Below are 19,489 nucleotides of genomic sequence, written 5' to 3' on the forward strand. Positions count from 1 at the left end.
TAATGGAACACTAATCGATGAGTATCATCCTGATTAAATCGCTTTTGATAAGTTCCAAGTGCCTGTTCCGTTACCTCGATTAGAAAGACGTGAAGTATATACATTATATAATGCACCAGCAGCAGTAGCATTGAAACAAGTATCAAGAAATCCTCCACGTACGCTATTATAACCATTCAGAAAACGGATAACATCACTTTCACGAACTTTACCATCATATCCATTGGTTGTATCTGAAAAAATGTACCATGTCAGGGTCTCAACCGGACGTGCTGCTTTATCCGATGTATAAATATTATAGAGTTCAGGTGATGGCGCATAACCATTAGTACCAAGATATCCCCCATTATTCTGGTAAAGATTGAAAAGAAACACGATATCACCACTGTAAATCTCTTCCCCTACGCCTTTTCCGCTCGCAGACAAAATTTGCCATGTACCCGTACCGGTACCCGGAGCACGAGTCGGCGAAGTAGCCGTGTATACGTTATATTTTGCGCCTTGCGCGGTTGCATAACCATTAGTGTCCAGATAGCCACCATTTCCAAGATAGTTGTTTTTAATATGGATTTTATCACCGTATAAAATTACACTAGCCATTGTTATATCCTTAAATACTTTCACGAAGTTATATGTATGTTATATGAGAATTTTCATGCTTTTAATTAAGAGTCAAAAATATCAATTCTTTTTCCAGCCATTAGCTGTAGTTAAAAATCTTTGACTTCCAAATTCTATGAAATTATAGAATTCCCACAAATAAATAGATCTATTTTTATTTCTCAAAACAATCATTAAATATATGCTTTTAACTTATGCTCCAATTATGCCTTCTTAATAATAAATATATCTTATATTGAAAAAATTCATTTTTATTGTAAATATTCGCATCCCGCGCAAGAAAAATAAATCGGCATTAATTTATATTTAATTTAGAGAAATAATTTAATGAGGATAATAATATTGACTACTAATAAAAACGGCGGTTGCCAACAGCAAACGCCAGTTCCTGATCAAAATCAAGCTAAAGTTTTGGAGATAGAATAGGTTCCTATCTCAGCACGTTGGCTAAATCGCTGTTTGCGACGATACGCAAACACATCTTCCACATGACCGTTTTTAATCCGTTCTTGCAACGCCCGCCAGTAGTCTGCTTTAAATAAATCACTATGCATCTCTTCAAAATAACAGCGAATACGACTGTCAGTGCAAAGAAAATGTCGGAATTCCTCAGGAAAAACATCATTTGGCGCCACGCTATACCACGGTTCACTGGCAAGTTCATCTTCTGGGTAACGCGGCGGCGGGATATCTCGGAAGTTAACTTCTGTCATATAACAGATTTCATCATAATCGTAGAACACAACCCGGCCATGTCGTGTCACACCAAAATTCTTAAACAACATATCTCCCGGGAAAATATTCGCAGCCGCAAGCTGTTTAATCGCATTGCCATACTCCTCGATAGCATCTTTCAGCTTCTGTTCATCTACCTGTTCCATATAGATATTCAGCGGTGTCATTCGCCGTTCCATATATAGATGTTTAATCAGGATCTTATCACCCAAATCTTCCAGCTTTTCTGGCACTTCTTTCTGCAACTCTTCCATCAATTCAGAACTAATGCGGGCTTTATCAATAACGAAATTCTCAAATTCCTGCGTGTCGGCCATCCTCCCCACACGATCATGCTCTTTGACCAAACGGTAACACTCCTGTACCCGCTCCTGAGTCACCTCTTTCTGCGGCGCAAATCTATCCTTAATCACCTTAAAAACGCGATCAAATGAAGGGGAAGTGAACACCAACATCACCATCCCTTTAACACCGGGAGCAATCATAAGTTGTTCTTTGGAGAAGGTAATAAACGCCAGATATTCCCGGTAATATTCTGTTTTCCCATGCTTCTGGCAGCCGATTGCCATATAAAGTTCAGATGTTGATTTGGCGGGCAAAATTTCTCTTAACCATTCCACCAAAGCCGCTGGCAAAGGCGCATAAACCATAAAATAGGAACGGGCGAAACCAAATACAATGCTGGCATCAGCATAATCAGTCAGGCAAGTATCGATAAAAATCCCGCCGAATTCGTTATGATGGATCGGCAACAAGAAAGGATAAACCTGACCTCCCACGCGGATCTTACCTACTAACCAAGCCGCTTTGTTGCGATAAAACAGTTCATTAGCTATCTGAAAAGTTGCCTGTAATAATTCTGCGACTGGAAATGTCTGTTGTAGATAGTCTGTAATATAATGAATATCTCTTTCCAGATTTTCCCAAGGTAAACGCAGCGGCAAATCATTAAGAATTGTCCGTAACATTAAAGCAAGATTATCATTAGGGAAAAAGTCACGCGATAACGGGCGAGGAATATCCCGAAATCTACGCGCAGGCTGCGAGGTAAAAATAAATAATTTATCCGGTGTCAGATTGCGATGTTCAAACAGACGGCAATAAACAGAATTGAAAAAACTCTCGGCAATTTCAAACCGGGGATAATCCGGTAATAAACTGGTATAAACAACCTTTACTTTGGCAATGTACTCTTCATCATATCCGAAAGCGCTATGTATACATTTAAGCTGCTCAACCACCAGCCCAACATGATGATCATAAAGATTAATGCGCTTTTTCATCGCTTGCTGAACAGCATGCCAGTCAGCCTGTTCAAAGCGTTGTTGCGCACCTGAAGTCACTTCCAAAAAGCGGCCATATTGTGCATCGAATCCCTGTAAAATAGTTTGTGCTATCAAATGTGCTGAATCTATCCCCATCGCAACTCCTCAATATATTCAGCCTGCTATAAGCAGGCTGAATAGCATCAGAAATACAATAATCAGAACTGCTGCTCTTCCGTGGAACCAGTCAATGCGGTTACTGACGATGTTCCCCCTTGAATAATCGTCGTAACTTTATCGAAATAACCTGTACCAACCTCCTGCTGGTGAGAAGAGAAGGTATAACCTCGATTAATGGATTCAAACTCTCTTTCCTGTACTTTCTCCACATAATGTTTCATACCTTCACCCTGCGCGTAAGCATGCGCCAGGTCGAACATGTTGAACCACATACTGTGGATACCCGCCAGAGTAATAAATTGGAATTTATAACCCATTTCCGACAGTTCATCCTGGAAACGCGCGATAGTCTTATCGTCCAGATTCTTTTTCCAATTGAACGATGGAGAACAGTTGTAAGCTAACAATTTACCAGGATATTTGGCATGAATCGCCTCAGCAAAACGACGAGCCATTTCAATATCAGGTGTTGATGTTTCACACCATATCAAGTCAGCATACGGCGCATAAGCCAAACCACGACTAATCGCTTGATCGATACCCGCTTTGGTACGGAAAAATCCTTCAAAAGTCCGCTCGCCAGTAATAAATTCACTGTCATATGTGTCACTGTCGGAGGTTAATAGATCGGCTGCATCAGCATCGGTACGAGCAATCAGCAGTGTCGGTACACCAGAAACATCTGCCGCCAGACGCGCAGCAACCAATTTTTGAATCGCCTCTTGTGTCGGAACCAGAACTTTACCGCCCATATGACCACATTTTTTCACCGCAGCAAGTTGATCTTCAAAGTGAACAGCCGCAGCACCCGCCTCAATCATGGCTTTCATCAATTCAAAAGCATTCAAAACACCACCAAATCCTGCTTCCGCATCCGCCACAATTGGCAGAAAATAATCGATATATTCCTGATTATCAGCATCAATACCATTTGCCCACTGAATTTGATCCGCCCGACGGAAACTGTTGTTAATACGTTTTACCACCGCCGGGACTGAATCCACCGGATACAGGGATTGATCAGGATACATACTGGATGCGGTATTAGCATCAGCCGCAACCTGCCAACCAGAAAGATAAATCGCCTCAATACCCGCTTTTGCCTGCTGTAATGCCTGCCCACCCGTCAATGCGCCCAATGAGTTCACATAACCTTTCTTCGCTTTGCCATGTAGCAGTTCCCACAGTTTTTTAGCGCCAAGCTGTGCCAATGTATGTTCGGGATTAACTGAACCCCGCAATTTAACAACATCTTCCGCACTGTACGGACGGATAATTCCATTCCAACGGTCACTTTTCCATTCTTGTTCCAGTTGAGCGATTTGTTGAGTTCTGGAGATTGTCATAACTTCTACTTCCTATCTTTATTAAATTAATCGGATATGGTGTTTTGTTATTATTCGTTGCTTAAACTTCTCTCAGTAGCCCCAATAGGCGGGCTCTAATCAAGTAATTGATATCCCGGCAACGTCAGGAAATCTATCAGCTCGTCCTGAGTTGTAATGCGCTCCATCAACTTGGCTGCATCGCTAAATCGCCCTTGACTGAAACGTGTTTCTCCAACTTCTTGCTTAATAACCTCCATTTCTTCTGCCAACATCTGCCTGAACAAACTTTTTGTCACTTTTTTACCGTTGGACAGTGATTTTTCGTGGTGAATCCATTGCCAAATGGATGTCCGGGAAATTTCGGCTGTCGCAGCATCTTCCATCAAACCATAGATAGGAACGCATCCATTTCCTGAAATCCACGCTTCAATGTATTGAACCGCTACACGGATATTGGCCCGCATACCTTCTTCAGTACGATCACCTGGGCAAGGTTCCAATAATTGAGCCGCGGTAATCGGCGCATCTTCTTCACGGAAGATATCTAACTGGTTTTGCCGTTCTGCCAAGACTTTATCGAAAACTTCCATTACCGTGTCGGCAAGACCTGGGTGGGCAATCCATGTACCATCGTGACCATTACGCGCTTCCAGCTCTTTATCCGCCCTGACCTTATCTAATACCCAATTGTTGCGTTCAATATCTTTACTGGGGATAAAAGCAGCCATTCCCCCCATCGCAAATGCTCCGCGCTTATGGCAGGTTTTGATCAGTAAACGGGAATAAGCACTGAGGAAAGGTTGATCCATTGTGACAGACTGACGATCAGGCAGAACCCGATCACTATGATTTTTCAGTGTCTTAATGTAGCTGAAAATATAATCCCAACGGCCGCAATTAAGGCCAACGATATGGTGCCGAAGATGATAAAGAATCTCATCCATCTGAAATACAGCCGGCAGAGTTTCAATCAATACCGTTGCTTTGATTGTTCCTCTCGGTAACTCGAAACGATCTTCCGCAAAACTGAATACATCACTCCACCACAGAGCTTCGCGGTAAGACTGAATTTTTGGTAAGTAGAAATAGGGGCCGCTCCCCTTTGCCAGCAATTGTTTATAGTTGTGGTAAAAATAGAGGGCAAAATCAAACAATCCGCCAGCAATTGGCTCATTCTGATAGAGAACATGTTTTTCCGGTAAATGAAGCCCTCTTACCCGTGCGATCAGAACAGCAGGATCTGATTGCAACTGATATTGTTTACCCTGCTCATTAACGTAAGAAATTGTGCCATTAACAGCATCACGTAAGTTGATCTGCCCTTCAATCACCTTATCCCAAGCTGGTGCTAAGGAATCTTCGAAATCAGCCATGAAAACTTTTACATTAGCATTCAAGGCGTTGATAACCATTTTCCGTTCTACTGGTCCAGTGATTTCTACTCTGCGATCACGGAGATCCGCCGGAATATTTTGAATTCCCCACTCACTTTCACGAATGGAACTGGTTTCCGAAATAAAATCAGGCAATTCACCATCATCAATTTTCTTCTGCCAAATATCCCGATCGACTAATAATTTTTTCCGTGTATCAGTAAACCGAACAACCAGATCTTTCAGAAAATCTACCGCTTCAGGTATCAAAATCTCCTGCTCTGCTGCGCCAAGTCGTTTAATAAACGATAATTCAGTCGCTAAAGTTTGCTGCGTCATTCATCTATCCTCATTTTAAAGCACACCTGAATAAGAGTAATAGATATTTAAAATAAATCAAAAACGATTTCCATTTTTTTATAATTTTATTTTTAATCAATAAAAAACAATTAGTTATATGGAAAATTACCTATTTCAAATTAGAGAAATTGATTCCATAAATCACAAGATTATTTTGTTAAGTTTTTGTTATATAAGACAAACTACAAAAAGTGCGGTATTTTGACGGGTGTTAATAACAGGGGAGCAGAAAAAATCAGGCGGGTTAAATGGCTGAATTTCAGCCATTTATGAAGATATTAATCCAATGTTGGATTCATGTAGGTAAGATCATATGGTGTAATCTGGTACACATAATAATTCAGCCAGTTAGAAAACAATAAATGACCGTGACTACGCCATGATGCCAGTGGTTTTCTTTCTGGATTATTATCCGGAAAATAATTTATTGGGATCTTTGGATCTAAACCTGCTGCTAAATCACGTAAATATTCACTAGCCAACGTTCCTGTATCATATTCAGGATGACCGGTAACAAACACCATGCGTTTATCTTTGCTCGCCAGTAAATAGGCCCCCGCCTCTTCAGAACTGGAAAGAATATCCAGATCAGTATGCTCACGAACAACTTGTTCAGGGAAATCTGCATAGCGAGAATGGGGAGCAAAAAAAGATTCATCAAAGCCACGAGTTAATAATGCTAAAGGGTCCAGAGTAGAGTGATAATAAACACCTGATAGTTTTACTTCTCTGGTAAACTTTGGTAAGCCGTACAAAATATTCAAAGCGGCCTGTACAGCCCAACAAATAAATAAGGTAGAAGTGACGTGCTCCTTTGCCCAACTAATTATTCTTTCAATCTGTCTCCAATATGCCACATCTTCGAATTCAACTAATCCCAATGGCGCACCAGTAACAATTAAACCATCAAAATTTTGATGTTTTATCTGCTCGAAATCACAATAAAAATTATTCAAATGTTCAGCAGGCGTATTCCTGCATTTCCGATTGTCTACTCTCAGTAGCTGGATATCTACCTGTAAAGGCGTGTTGGATAGTAATCTTAGAAATTGATTTTCAGTCTCAATTTTCTTTGGCATCAGGTTAAGCAGCAACACCTTTAGTGGACGTATATTTTGAATATTCGCGCGTGTAGATGTCATCACGAACACATTCTCGTTTCGTAAAAAATTCACTGCGGGTAATTCATCCGGTATACAAATTGGCATGCTATGACCTCAACTTTTATCCATTTACACGTTTAGACTTCCAGACAGCTAAATCTAACTAAGTATTAACAGAATGTCGAGGCTTTACAAGTAAGCTGAAATTATTTCATTTCTGTTTTTACAACAATGTTCAACATGATAATAGTTAATAAATTTTTAATATTTATAACATAAAACAATTTGAGTTACATTTGTTATATGAAAAAACAATAAAGCAAATTTCACTTAATAACGAGATGAAATACATTAAAAATCAATGATATTTTCGGTAAAAATCAGGAAGTTCAAGACAAAAAGACAAGATTAGAAGAAGTCAAATTACACGCTATAAATATTAAAAGCAATACACCCTAAGAAAGCAACAAGATTAAATAATAAAATATTCTTATTGTTAATATTGAGTTATAAAATTTATCTTCAATACTGAAATATGCGATTTTCTTATAACAACAAGCTAATTTGAATCAAATGCTAATAATAAGTATGGCGATAGGGAAAACAGACAATTACACAACTTAAATTACAGTCTCATTACAGGTTATAAGAGCGGACAAAACCCTGATCCAAAATTTTCCTAAAAAACAAATATAAAAAAGAATTGAAAATTTTTGGTTATTCTAACTCATCAGTTCAAAAAGCTATTTAAATTATATACCTGCTATCATTACAATATATTTTAATTATTTAAGACTGATAAACCAGTTATCTGTTTCTTAAAGGGAATAAGTAAATAAATAATACCTACCCTAAAAACGCAAAAACCCCCAGCTCTCGCTGAGGGTTCCTACTGTATTTAAAGCCTGGCAGTTCCCTACTCTCACATGGGGAGACCCCACACTACCATCGGCGCTACGGCGTTTCACTGCTGAGTTCGGCATGGGGTCAGGTGGGACCGCCGCGCTATCGCCGCCAGGCATATTCCGTTTTATCCCGGCCGTTGCTTCTCCACAACCGCCCGAATCAATCTCTGAACAAGCTGAAATTCATCTCTCTTCCGTCTTCTGACCGCTGTCCGCTGTCCGCTGTCTTCTGACACCAAAACACCTTCGGCGTTGTAAGGTTAAGCCTCTCGGTTCATTAGTACTGGTCAGCTCAATGCATCGCTGCACTTACACACCCAGCCTATCCACGTCTTCGTCTTAAACGTTCCTTCCGTGACCTCAAGTCAAGGGAAGACTCATCTCAAGGCAAGTTTCCCGCTTAGATGCTTTCAGCGGTTATCTCTCCCGCACTTAGCTACCGGGCTATGCCATTGGCATGACAACCCGTACACCAGCGGTGCGTCCACTCCGGTCCTCTCGTACTAGGAGCAGCCCCTTTCAATCTTCCTGCGCCCACGGCAGATAGGGACCGAACTGTCTCACGACGTTCTAAACCCAGCTCGCGTACCACTTTAAATGGCGAACAGCCATACCCTTGGGACCTACTTCAGCCCCAGGATGTGATGAGCCGACATCGAGGTGCCAAACACCGCCGTCGATATGAACTCTTGGGCGGTATCAGCCTGTTATCCCCGGAGTACCTTTTATCCGTTGAGCGATGGCCCTTCCATGCAGAACCACCGGATCACTAAGACCTACTTTCGTACCTGCTCGAGCCGTCACTCTCGCAGTTAAGCTGGCTTATGCCTTTGCACTAACCTCACGATGTCCGACCGTGATTAGCCAACCTTCGTGCTCCTCCGTTACGCTTTGGGAGGAGACCGCCCCAGTCAAACTACCCGCCAGACACTGTCCTCAGCCCGGATGACGGGCCTAAGTGAGAACATCGAGCATTCAAGGGTGGTATTTCAAGGATGGCTCCATGCAGACTGGCGTCCGCACTTCCAAGCCTCCCACCTATCCTACACATCAAGGCTCCATGTTCAGTGTCAAGCTATAGTAAAGGTTCACGGGGTCTTTCCGTCTTGCCGCGGGTACACTGCATCTTCACAGCGAGTTCAATTTCACTGAGTCTCGGGTGGAGACAGCCTGGCCATCATTACGCCATTCGTGCAGGTCGGAACTTACCCGACAAGGAATTTCGCTACCTTAGGACCGTTATAGTTACGGCCGCCGTTTACTGGGGCTTCGATCAAGAGCGTCGCCTTAACGGCTAACCCCATCAATTAACCTTCCAGCACCGGGCAGGCGTCACACCGTATACGTCCACTTACGTGTTGGCACAGTGCTGTGTTTTTAATAAACAGTTGCAGCCAGCTGGTCTCTGCGACTGGCTTCGGCTCCGGGGGCAAACCCCTTCACCTAACGCCAGCGTGCCTTCTCCCGAAGTTACGGCACCATTTTGCCTAGTTCCTTCACCCGAGTTCTCTCAAGCGCCTGAGTATTCTCTACCTGACCACCTGTGTCGGTTTGGGGTACGATTCAATGTCACCTGATGCTTAGAGGCTTTTCCTGGAAGCCGGGCATCAACCACTTCACCGCCGTAGCGGCTCGTCATCACGCCTCAGTGTTAAAAGAAGAGCGGATTTGCCTGCTCCTCCCACCTACACGCTTAAACCGGGACGACCGTCGCCCGGATGGCCTAGCCTTCTCCGTCCCCCCTTCGCAGTCACATTCAGTACAGGAATATTAACCTGTTTCCCATCAGCTACGCCGTTCGGCCTCGCCTTAGGGGTCGACTCACCCTGCCCCGATTAACGTTGGACAGGAACCCTTGGTCTTCCGGCGAGCGGGTTTTTCACCCGCTTTATCGTTACTTATGTCAGCATTCGCACTTCTGATACCTCCAGCAGGCCTCACGGCGCCGCCTTCAACGGCTTACAGAACGCTCCCCTACCCATTCAGAGAACAGACGTCAGAATACAGCTTACAGACGCCGCCCCAGTCCAGTCAGCATTTTCGCTATCTCTTCATAGCCATCGCGCCATTCCTGCCACTGAACCCGATTGATATAGCCCAAATCCAGACAATATCTTAACCATACACGCATCTCATCGGCACTGCCTAAGGCTATACTAATGAAACGCCTGAACTCGGGTTTGGAATAATGCTGCTTACCAAAGCCCTCGGCAAGGTTGGCGCAAATGCCCTTACTTGCCCGCCCGACCTGGTCCGCTAATCCATATTGTTCGTACTGAGGAAATGTCAAACTCACCTGATGAATTTCTAACGAAATTCGATAAGCTTTCTTAAACACGTCCAATTGCTCGAATCCATATGACATCATTCCGTCCTCTGTCTTCTGAAATCTGTCCTCTGAATGCCGCAGCTTCGGCGCATGGTTTAGCCCCGTTACATCTTCCGCGCAGGCCGACTCGACCAGTGAGCTATTACGCTTTCTTTCAATGATGGCTGCTTCTAAGCCAACATCCTGGCTGTCTGGGCCTTCCCACATCGTTTCCCACTTAACCATGACTTCGGGACCTTAGCTGGCGGTCTGGGTTGTTTCCCTCTTCACGACGGACGTTAGCACCCGCCGTGTGTCTCCCGTGATGACATTCTTCGGTATTCGCAGTTTGCATCGGGTTGGTAAGCCGGGATGGCCCCCTAGCCGAAACAGTGCTCTACCCCCGAAGATGAACTCACGAGGCGCTACCTAAATAGCTTTCGGGGAGAACCAGCTATCTCCCGGTTTGATTGGCCTTTCACCCCCAGCCACAAGTCATCCGCTAATTTTTCAACATTAGTCGGTTCGGTCCTCCAGTTAGTGTTACCCAACCTTCAACCTGCCCATGGCTAGCTCACCGGGTTTCGGGTCTATACCCTGCAACTCATTTCGCCCAGTTAAGACTCGGTTTCCCTGCGGCTCCCCTATTCGGTTAACCTTGCTACAGAATATAAGTCGCTGACCCATTATACAAAAGGTACGCAGTCACCCCACCCCAAAACGCTCCACTGCTTGATGATTGTGTTGGGCGTCGCTGTCGCTCCGCCAACCGCGCATCAGTGATGTCGTTACGCATTTTTTGCGCCACGCAAAGCGAAACGCTTTGGTGGTGGGGCTCCCACTGCTTGTACGTACACGGTTTCAGGTTCTCTTTCACTCCCCTCGCCGGGGTTCTTTTCGCCTTTCCCTCACGGTACTGGTTCACTATCGGTCAGTCAGGAGTATTTAGCCTTGGAGGATGGTCCCCCCTTCTTCAGACAGGATTTCTCGTGTCCCGCCTTACTCGTCGAACTCACAACCACGCCATCTTCGAGTACGGGGCTGTCACCCTCTCTCGCCGGCCTTTCCAGACCGTTCCTCTGATGCTGTGGCTGATGCAGGTTCTGGGCTCCTCCCCGTTCGCTCGCCGCTACTGGGGGAATCTCGGTTGATTTCTTTTCCTCGGGGTACTGAGATGTTTCAGTTCCCCCGGTTCGCCTCATTAACCTATGGATTCAGTTAATGATAGTGCAACGTATTGCACTGGGTTTCCCCATTCGGACATCGCCGGCTATAACGCTTCATATCAGCTCACCGACGCTTTTCGCAGATTAGCGCGTCCTTCATCGCCTCTGACTGCCTAGGCATCCACCGTGTACGCTTAATTGCTTAACCTCACAACCCGAAACTGTCTCGGATTGCTCAGCTTGAGAGACTCGTCAATAATACCTCGGCGATATTATCGACTGTTTCAATTTTTCAGCTTGTTCCAGATTGTTAAAGAGCAAAATCATTCGCAGCATACTGTCGCCAATATACTCTGAATGACTTTTAGTATGGTGGAGCTAAGCGGGATCGAACCGCTGACCTCCTGCGTGCAAGGCAGGCGCTCTCCCAGCTGAGCTATAGCCCCATACAGAATCTTCCGCTATCACACGGTGTTACCCAAACCTTTTCATCACCGCCAGTTTCAACGCGAATCACGCAGTGTGCGCAAGCACATGAGTAATGCAGCGTTTAAAATGGCAAAGAGGAAAAGCGTTTGGTAGGCCTGAGTGGACTTGAACCACCGACCTCACCCTTATCAGGGGTGCGCTCTAACCACCTGAGCTACAAGCCTATCGCGATAACGTCATTCTCTTCTTTCATCAGACAATCTGTGTGAGCACTTCACTTCTCGTATCTCAGGTAAGGAGGTGATCCAACCGCAGGTTCCCCTACGGTTACCTTGTTACGACTTCACCCCAGTCATGAGCCACAAAGTGGTCAGCGCCCTCCTTGCGGTTAAGCTACCGACTTCTTTTGCAACCCACTCCCATGGTGTGACGGGCGGTGTGTACAAGGCCCGGGAACGTATTCACCGTAGCATGCTGATCTACGATTACTAGCGATTCCGACTTCATGGAGTCGAGTTGCAGACTCCAATCCGGACTACGACAGACTTTGTGTGTTCCGCTTGCTCTCGCGAGGTCGCTTCACTTTGTATCCGCCATTGTAGCACGTGTGTAGCCCTACTCGTCAGGGCCATGATGACTTGACGTCATCCCCACCTTCCTCCGGTTTATCACCGGCAGTCTCCTTTGAGTTCCCGCCATTACGCGCTGGCAACAAAGGATAAGGGTTGCGCTCGTTGCGGGACTTAACCCAACATTTCACAACACGAGCTGACGACAGCCATGCAGCACCTGTCTCAGAGCTCCCGAAGGCACAACCTCATCTCTGAGGTCTTCTCTGGATGTCAAGAGTAGGTAAGGTTCTTCGCGTTGCATCGAATTAAACCACATGCTCCACCGCTTGTGCGGGCCCCCGTCAATTCATTTGAGTTTTAACCTTGCGGCCGTACTCCCCAGGCGGTCGATTTAACGCGTTAGCTTCGGAAGCCACAGCTCAAGGCCACAACCTCCAAATCGACATCGTTTACAGCGTGGACTACCAGGGTATCTAATCCTGTTTGCTCCCCACGCTTTCGCACCTGAGCGTCAGTCTTCGTCCAGGGGGCCGCCTTCGCCACCGGTATTCCTCCACATCTCTACGCATTTCACCGCTACACGTGGAATTCTACCCCCCTCTACGAGACTCCAGCCAACCAGTCTTAGATGCCATTCCCAGGTTGAGCCCGGGGATTTCACATCTAACTTAATTGACCGCCTGCGTGCGCTTTACGCCCAGTCATTCCGATTAACGCTTGCACCCTCCGTATTACCGCGGCTGCTGGCACGGAGTTAGCCGGTGCTTCTTCTGCGGGTAACGTCAAAATTCAACTCTGTTCAAGCTGAACCCTTCCTCCCCGCTGAAAGTACTTTACAACCCGAAGGCCTTCTTCATACACGCGGCATGGCTGCATCAGGCTTGCGCCCATTGTGCAATATTCCCCACTGCTGCCTCCCGTAGGAGTCTGGGCCGTGTCTCAGTCCCAGTGTGGCTGGTCATCCTCTCAGACCAGCTAGGGATCGTCGCCTAGGTAGGCCTTTACCCTACCTACTAGCTAATCCCATCTGGGTTCATCCGACGGCGTGAGGCCCTTTCAGGTCCCCCACTTTGGTCTCGCGACATTATGCGGTATTAGCCACCGTTTCCAGTGGTTATCCCCCGCCATCGGGCAGATCCCCAGACATTACTCACCCGTCCGCCGCTCGTCAGCCAAAGCGCAAGCGCTTTCCTGTTACCGCTCGACTTGCATGTGTTAGGCCTGCCGCCAGCGTTCAATCTGAGCCATGATCAAACTCTTCAATTGAAAGCTTGATGCTCAAAGAAACTGACTGTTAGTTCGTAATGAATTAACTGTTGTTCACTCTTCAAGACTTTAAAACATATTTTTTGTGATACGGTCTTGTGAGTGCCCACACAGATTGTCTGATTAATTGTTAAAGAGCAGGCCGAATCAAAAATTAACATTCTCGTTCAGCCGGGCTGCGTATATTACGCTGTTCGCCCGCAGAGTCAAGTATCTATTGGCTTTTCTCTGCCCGACCTGACAACGTTTATCAGCGTTGTGTCGGTCAGTGGTGGCGCATTATAGGGAATTCTTTGACGCTGGCAAGCGTTTAATTACAAAAAGAATCCATCCGAACACCAATTAAGCAAAAACAGTGTTAAATTGCGATTTAATGCGCAAAATGATAAAAAAAGAGGCAGTTTCCTGCCCCTTATCTCTCATTAGCTTTACTATCTCTCATTAAATATAAAGTTATTGTTTCGCTACGATATGGCTATTTTCCACATCCAGAGTAACTCGTTTTCCTGGCAATAGTTGGCCGGAAAGTATCTTTTGAGCTAATGGATTTTCGATTTCCTGCTGGATAGCTCGCTTCAATGGCCGTGCGCCATAAACAGGATCGAACCCGGCTTCTGCCAACATTTCCAACGCTTGCTGAGTCATCGTCACCTGATAACCACGCTCCTCCAGACGTTTGTACAAACGTTGCAATTGGATATCTGCAATCGCTGATAAATGCCGACGCCCTAATGGATGGAACACAACAGTTTCATCAATACGGTTAATAAATTCAGGTCTGAAATGATGGTTAACAATTCCCATCACCATATCTTTCATTTCACCATAATTCAGGCTACCAAAACGCTCCTGGATCATGTCCGACCCAAGATTAGAGGTCATGATTACAACCGTGTTGCGGAAATCGACAGTACGACCTTGCCCATCAGTCAATCGACCATCATCCAGTACCTGCAATAAGATATTGAATACATCTGAGTGCGCTTTTTCTACTTCATCAAGCAAAATCACGGAATAAGGCCGACGACGAACAGCTTCTGTTAGATAACCACCTTCTTCATAGCCAACATACCCCGGCGGAGCTCCTACCAATCGTGATACGGCATGTTTTTCCATAAATTCAGACATATCGATACGCACCATTGCATCATCGCTGTCAAACAGGAAGTTCGCTAATGCTTTGCACAACTCAGTTTTACCAACGCCAGTCGGACCAAGGAATAGGAATGAGCCAATCGGACGATTTGGATCAGCTAATCCCGCACGGCTACGGCGAATCGCATTGGATACTGCATCGACTGCTTCATCCTGACCAATAACACGTTTGTGCAGCTCTTGCTCCATGCGCAACAGTTTATCTTTTTCACTCTCAAGCATTCTGGCAACAGGAATCCCTGTCCAACGCGCAAGAATTTCTGCAATTTCCGCATCGGTAACTTTGTTACGAAGCAGTTTCATATGCTTACCTTCAGCTTGTGTGGCTGCGGCAAGCTGTTTTTCCAATCCAGGTATTTTCCCATATTGAATTTCAGACATCTTCGCTAAATCACCACTGCGGCGTGCCTGTTCTAGACTGATACGGGCATTTTCCAATTCTGCTTTTATGTGCTGAGTCCCCGTCAATGCTGCTTTTTCAGCTTTCCATTCCTCTTCCAATTCAGAATATTCGCGTTCCTTTACGATCAGCTCTTCATTAAGCATTTCAAGCCGTTTTTTACTGGCATCATCAGACTCTTTTTTCAGCGCCTGCTGTTCCAACTTCAATTGGATAATCCGACGTTCCAGACGGTCCAGCGCTTCCGGTTTTGAATCCATTTGCATACGTAAACTAGCGCCCGCTTCATCGATCAAATCGATAGCTTTATCCGGCAACATACGGTCTGAGATATAACGATGAGATAATGTTGCTGCCGCGACAATTGCAGGGTCGGTAATTTGTACATGATGATGTAACTCATAACGTTCTTTCAGACCGCGTAAAATAGCGATAGTGTCCTCTACGGAAGGTTCTGCGACATAGACTTTTTGGAAACGGCGTTCCAAGGCTGCGTCTTTTTCAATGTATTGACGATATTCATCCAGTGTTGTCGCACCAACACAGTGAAGTTCACCACGGGCCAGGGCTGGTTTTAACATGTTGCCCGCATCCATTGCCCCATCAGCCTTACCCGCACCAACCATAGTATGCAATTCGTCAATAAACAGAATGACATTGCCTTCCTGTTTAGAAAGGTCGTTCAGCATACCTTTCAAACGTTCTTCGAATTCACCACGATATTTAGCCCCTGCTAACAGCGCTCCCATGTCCAGAGAAAGGACTCGCTTATTTTTAAGCCCCTCAGGAACTTCACCATTAATGATCCGTTGAGCAAGCCCTTCAACAATGGCTGTTTTACCAACCCCGGGTTCACCAATTAAGACTGGGTTATTTTTGGTACGACGTTGTAATACCTGAATAGTGCGGCGAATTTCTTCATCACGGCCAATCACCGGATCAAGTTTGCCTTGTTCGGCACGTTCAGTCAGATCAATAGTATATTTTTTCAGGGCTTGGCGTTGATCTTCCGCTCCCTGATCATCAACTTTTTCACCACCACGCATTTGTTCTATTGCCTTAGTGATTTTTTCTTTTGTTGCGCCAACAGCTTTCAATATGTCGCTTAATGTGCCGCGTTCTTCCAATGCTGCCAGAACAAATAATTCAGAGGAGATAAAATTATCCCCGGCTTTTTGCGCTAGTTTGTCGCACAGATTTAAATGACGAACTAAGTCATTGGATGGTTGTACATCACCACCAATACCTTGTACCCGCGGCAAACGTTCTAAAGCCAGCTCAAGCTGATTGCTGACACGGCTCGTATCGATTCCAATTGACATTAATAATGGGCGAATAGAGCCACCCTCTTGTTTTAACAGTGAACTCATTAAGTGAATTGGTTCGATGAACTGATTATCATGCCCAAGTGCAAAGGACTGGGCGTCAGCGAGAGCAAGCTGGAATTTATTAGTAAGACGATCCAGACGCATAACACCTCCAATACTGTTCAGAAATTTTGCTACTGGAGATTAAATGAGGCCATTCCTCAAATATTCAAGGTTATTCTGAAAAGCAATGTGAGACATTCTTTTATGCGCCAACGGATCGCCCTACGGGATAGGTTATATCAGCCAGATTAAAGTTGCCATACGTCCGGTGATACCATCACGACGATAAGAGAAAAATTTCTCTTTATTACTGACAGTACATTCATTCCCGCCAAAAATCGCTTTCACACCGACAGATTGCAATTTTAACTTTGCTAACAAATAGATATCTGCCAAATACTTTTCGCCGACAGGTATAAAAGCTTGACTCAAATCAGCATGCTGGAGAGTAAACGCTTGCAAAACTTCATTGCCAACTTCAAATTTTTTCGCGCCAATCGCCGGCCCTAGCCAAGCTTGGATCTGATTAGGTTTAGCTTTAAATTGAGCGATAGTATTTTCCAGTACGCCAGCGCATAAGCCTCGCCACCCTGCATGGGCAGCGGCAACCTCATCACCAACAGAACTGCAAAATAGTACAGGCAGGCAATCTGCTGTCATCACAGCACAAACCTGCCCAGGAATATTGGTATAAACAGCATCAGCTTTATTATCTTCCAGTGGCTGACCATCGAGTCTCACAACACGCGTACCATGAACTTGTTCTAACCAAATTGGCGGCTGGGGCAGTTCTGCCATTTTCGCCAAAATATGCCTGTTTTGTTCAACAACATCAGGTTTATCACCAACATGCTTACCCAGATTCAAGCTATCATAAGGCGACAAGCTCATTCCCCCTAAACGGGTAGAACTACAAGCTTTTACTGCCGTCGGTTGTGGCCAGTTTGGAAAAATAAGCGCGGTCATTTACCAATCCATTTCGTCTTTAAAGGCTTCTGCATCTGCTTTTAATGCCTTAATCAGCATCACCATATCTTCCGGTAATTCAGCATGCCATTCCATTTCAATGCCGGTTATCGGATGATAAAGACGCAGCATCGTGGCGTGCAATGCTTGACGATCAAAGTTACGCATTACCTCGCGGAACTCATCAGAGGCCCCTTTCAAAGGACGAGGACGACCACCATACAAAGGATCGCCCACCAATGGACGACTAATATGAGCCATGTGAACACGTATCTGGTGTGTTCTGCCGGTTTCCAGTCTCAGGCGTAGACGAGTATGTGCCCGAAAATGTTCCATTACCCGATAATGGGTAATCGCCGGTTTGCCCATTGGATGCACTGCCATATGTGTTCGTTTCGTTGGATGACGAGAAATGGGCTCTTCAACAATGCCACCCGCCGTCATACGACCTGTCGCCACCGCTTCATATTCACGGGTAATTTCCCGTAGTTGGAGTGATTCGACTAAACGCGTTTGAGCGGGAACTGTTTTAGCAATGACCATCAGCCCTGTCGTATCTTTATCAAGACGGTGAACAATACCCGCTCGAGGAACATCGGCAATTTCAGGATAACGATATAACAACGCATTCAATACCGTACCATCTGGATTTCCTGCCCCCGGATGAACGACCAAATCACGCGATTTATTTATTACTAAAATGTCATCGTCTTCATAGACAATATTTAACGCAATATCCTGAGGTTCCCAACGCGCATCTTCTTCAATGATGGCATCAATTGCAATTTCTTCACCTCCCAGCACTTTTTCTTTTGGCTTATTGATTAATTTGCCATTAACCTGAACTCTGTCATCCAAGATCCAATCTTTTATGCGTGATCTTGAATAATCAGGGAACAATTCAGCCAAAGCCTGATCTAAACGTTGACCGAGCTGAGATTCGGCGACTGTTGTATTAAGTCGTATTTGTTGTGCCATATATTGTTTCTACACTTACGTTGAGTTTTGACGGCAGAGCCGTTTAATTTAATATAGTGTGCTATTGTAACTCGATCTTTTGCCGGGAGCTTCATGGATAGTCTCCCAGAAAACACTCAGAGGATAATCAACACGTGATGATACGCACGAAATATCTGGTGGCTGCCGCCACATTGAGCCTGGTACTTTCCGGGTGCGCTGGTGATAAAAACGTTGTCCCCGACAATCCACCTGCGGAAATTTACTCTAAGGGTCAGGAAAAGCTGCGAAACGGTAGCTATGGAGATGCGATCAAACAATTGGAAACCCTCGATAATCGCTATCCATTTGGCCCCTATTCGCAGCAAGTACAACTTGATCTGATTTATGCTTATTATAAATCCTCTGACTTGCCAATGGCTCTCGCTTCCATTGACCGTTTCATACGCCTAAATCCAACTCATCCCAACATCGATTATGTTCTGTATATGCGTGGATTAACTTCACAAGCCTTGGATAACAGTCTATTACAAAGTTTCTTCGGCATTGACCGCTCGGATCGAGATCCTGAACATACCAGGGTAGCATTCAAGGATTTTAGCCAATTAGTACGCTATCATCCTAACAGCCTGTATACTGCCGATGCTATTAAGCGTTTAATGTTTATCAAAGAGCGCCTGGCAAAGTATGAGCTTTCGGTTGTGGAATATTATAACAAACGTGGCGCCTATGTCGCGGTGGTAAATCGGGTTGAACAGATGTTACGTGATTACCCTGATACACAATCAACTTTGGAAGCACTGCCTTATATGAAAAAAGCTTATACACGTTTGGGTTTAACCGCTCAGGCAGATAAAGTAGCAAAACTCATTGCTGCTAATCCTGTATAAAGAAGTAGACAATAAAACAGCGGCCGGCGCCGCTGTTTTATTTTATTAACATCTAAAAAAGACTACTTATCAGCAGAGTTGAAAAGATTCAACTGGTCAATAGTGTCTCATTAGCGCCAATCCTGCAATAGATATTCTTC

Annotated in this window: 9 protein-coding genes, 2 tRNA genes and 3 rRNA genes; 1 reads left to right on the top strand and 13 read right to left on the bottom strand. The window is 45.0% G+C overall.

All coding sequences use genetic code 11. The features are described from left to right. Positions 1-33 precede the first annotated feature (33 nt). The 13 genes from TI10_RS09110 to rluD all read right to left on the bottom strand — a co-directional run bounded on the left by TI10_RS09110 (position 34) and on the right by rluD (position 18,480). On the bottom strand, positions 34-600 hold the full coding sequence (locus TI10_RS09110; protein WP_049583005.1) for a hypothetical protein: 567 nt from the start codon (positions 598-600) through the stop codon (positions 34-36). A gap of 419 nt (positions 601-1,019) precedes the next feature. Further along, on the bottom strand, positions 1,020-2,777 hold the full coding sequence (aceK, locus tag TI10_RS09115; protein ID WP_049583006.1) for a bifunctional isocitrate dehydrogenase kinase/phosphatase: 1,758 nt from the start codon (positions 2,775-2,777) through the stop codon (positions 1,020-1,022). Positions 2,778-2,839: 62 nt separating this feature from the next. Then, positions 2,840-4,147, bottom strand: coding sequence for an isocitrate lyase (gene aceA, locus TI10_RS09120; RefSeq protein WP_049583007.1), 1,308 nt, complete (start codon positions 4,145-4,147; stop codon positions 2,840-2,842). Between the two features lie 95 nt (positions 4,148-4,242). Further along, positions 4,243-5,841, bottom strand: coding sequence for a malate synthase A (aceB, locus tag TI10_RS09125; protein ID WP_049583008.1), 1,599 nt, complete (start codon positions 5,839-5,841; stop codon positions 4,243-4,245). A 299-nt stretch (positions 5,842-6,140) separates the two neighbouring features. Continuing rightward, positions 6,141-7,070, bottom strand: coding sequence for a homoserine O-acetyltransferase MetA (gene metA, locus TI10_RS09130; RefSeq protein WP_049583009.1), 930 nt, complete (start codon positions 7,068-7,070; stop codon positions 6,141-6,143). A gap of 798 nt (positions 7,071-7,868) precedes the next feature. Further along, a 5S ribosomal RNA gene (rrf, locus tag TI10_RS09135) occupies positions 7,869-7,984 on the bottom strand. 142 nt (positions 7,985-8,126) lie between these two features. Continuing rightward, positions 8,127-11,552: ribosomal RNA gene (locus tag TI10_RS09140) — 23S ribosomal RNA — on the bottom strand. 162 nt (positions 11,553-11,714) lie between these two features. Next, a tRNA-Ala gene (locus tag TI10_RS09145) sits at positions 11,715-11,790 on the bottom strand. A gap of 130 nt (positions 11,791-11,920) precedes the next feature. Next, positions 11,921-11,997, bottom strand: a tRNA-Ile gene (locus tag TI10_RS09150). Positions 11,998-12,066: 69 nt separating this feature from the next. Further along, positions 12,067-13,611 (bottom strand): 16S ribosomal RNA (locus TI10_RS09155). The 16S, 23S and 5S rRNA genes sit together here with 2 tRNA genes alongside, the layout of an rRNA operon. A 453-nt stretch (positions 13,612-14,064) precedes the next feature. Beyond that, a complete protein-coding gene (clpB, locus tag TI10_RS09160; protein WP_049583010.1) occupies positions 14,065-16,638 on the bottom strand; it encodes an ATP-dependent chaperone ClpB in 2,574 nt (857 codons plus the stop codon). 132 nt (positions 16,639-16,770) lie between these two features. Then, positions 16,771-17,502 (bottom strand): purine nucleoside phosphorylase YfiH, encoded by a 732-nt coding sequence (gene yfiH, locus TI10_RS09165; protein WP_049583011.1) that lies wholly within the window; start codon positions 17,500-17,502, stop codon positions 16,771-16,773. Next, complete coding sequence (rluD, locus tag TI10_RS09170) at positions 17,503-18,480, bottom strand: 23S rRNA pseudouridine(1911/1915/1917) synthase RluD (RefSeq protein WP_049583012.1); 978 nt, start codon at positions 18,478-18,480, stop codon at positions 17,503-17,505. A gap of 137 nt (positions 18,481-18,617) precedes the next feature. On the opposite strand from rluD, the gene bamD reads away from it, so the two are divergent. After that, entirely contained in the window at positions 18,618-19,349 is a 732-nt protein-coding gene (gene bamD / locus TI10_RS09175; RefSeq protein WP_049583014.1) for an outer membrane protein assembly factor BamD, read from the top strand. Positions 19,350-19,489 lie beyond the last annotated feature (140 nt).

The organism is Photorhabdus luminescens subsp. luminescens (assembly GCF_001083805.1).
GTDB classification, from domain to species: Bacteria; Pseudomonadota; Gammaproteobacteria; order Enterobacterales; family Enterobacteriaceae; genus Photorhabdus; species Photorhabdus luminescens.

Coding starts and splice junctions, on each gene's coding strand:
- TI10_RS09110 (WP_049583005.1), bottom strand. CDS start 600: ATGGCTAGTGTAATTTTATACGGTGATAAAATCCATATTAAAAACAAC.
- aceK (WP_049583006.1), bottom strand. CDS start 2,777: ATGGGGATAGATTCAGCACATTTGATAGCACAAACTATTTTACAGGGA.
- aceA (WP_049583007.1), bottom strand. CDS start 4,147: ATGACAATCTCCAGAACTCAACAAATCGCTCAACTGGAACAAGAATGG.
- aceB (WP_049583008.1), bottom strand. CDS start 5,841: ATGACGCAGCAAACTTTAGCGACTGAATTATCGTTTATTAAACGACTT.
- metA (WP_049583009.1), bottom strand. CDS start 7,070: ATGCCAATTTGTATACCGGATGAATTACCCGCAGTGAATTTTTTACGA.
- clpB (WP_049583010.1), bottom strand. CDS start 16,638: ATGCGTCTGGATCGTCTTACTAATAAATTCCAGCTTGCTCTCGCTGAC.
- yfiH (WP_049583011.1), bottom strand. CDS start 17,502: ATGACCGCGCTTATTTTTCCAAACTGGCCACAACCGACGGCAGTAAAA.
- rluD (WP_049583012.1), bottom strand. CDS start 18,480: ATGGCACAACAAATACGACTTAATACAACAGTCGCCGAATCTCAGCTC.
- bamD (WP_049583014.1), top strand. CDS start 18,618: ATGATACGCACGAAATATCTGGTGGCTGCCGCCACATTGAGCCTGGTA.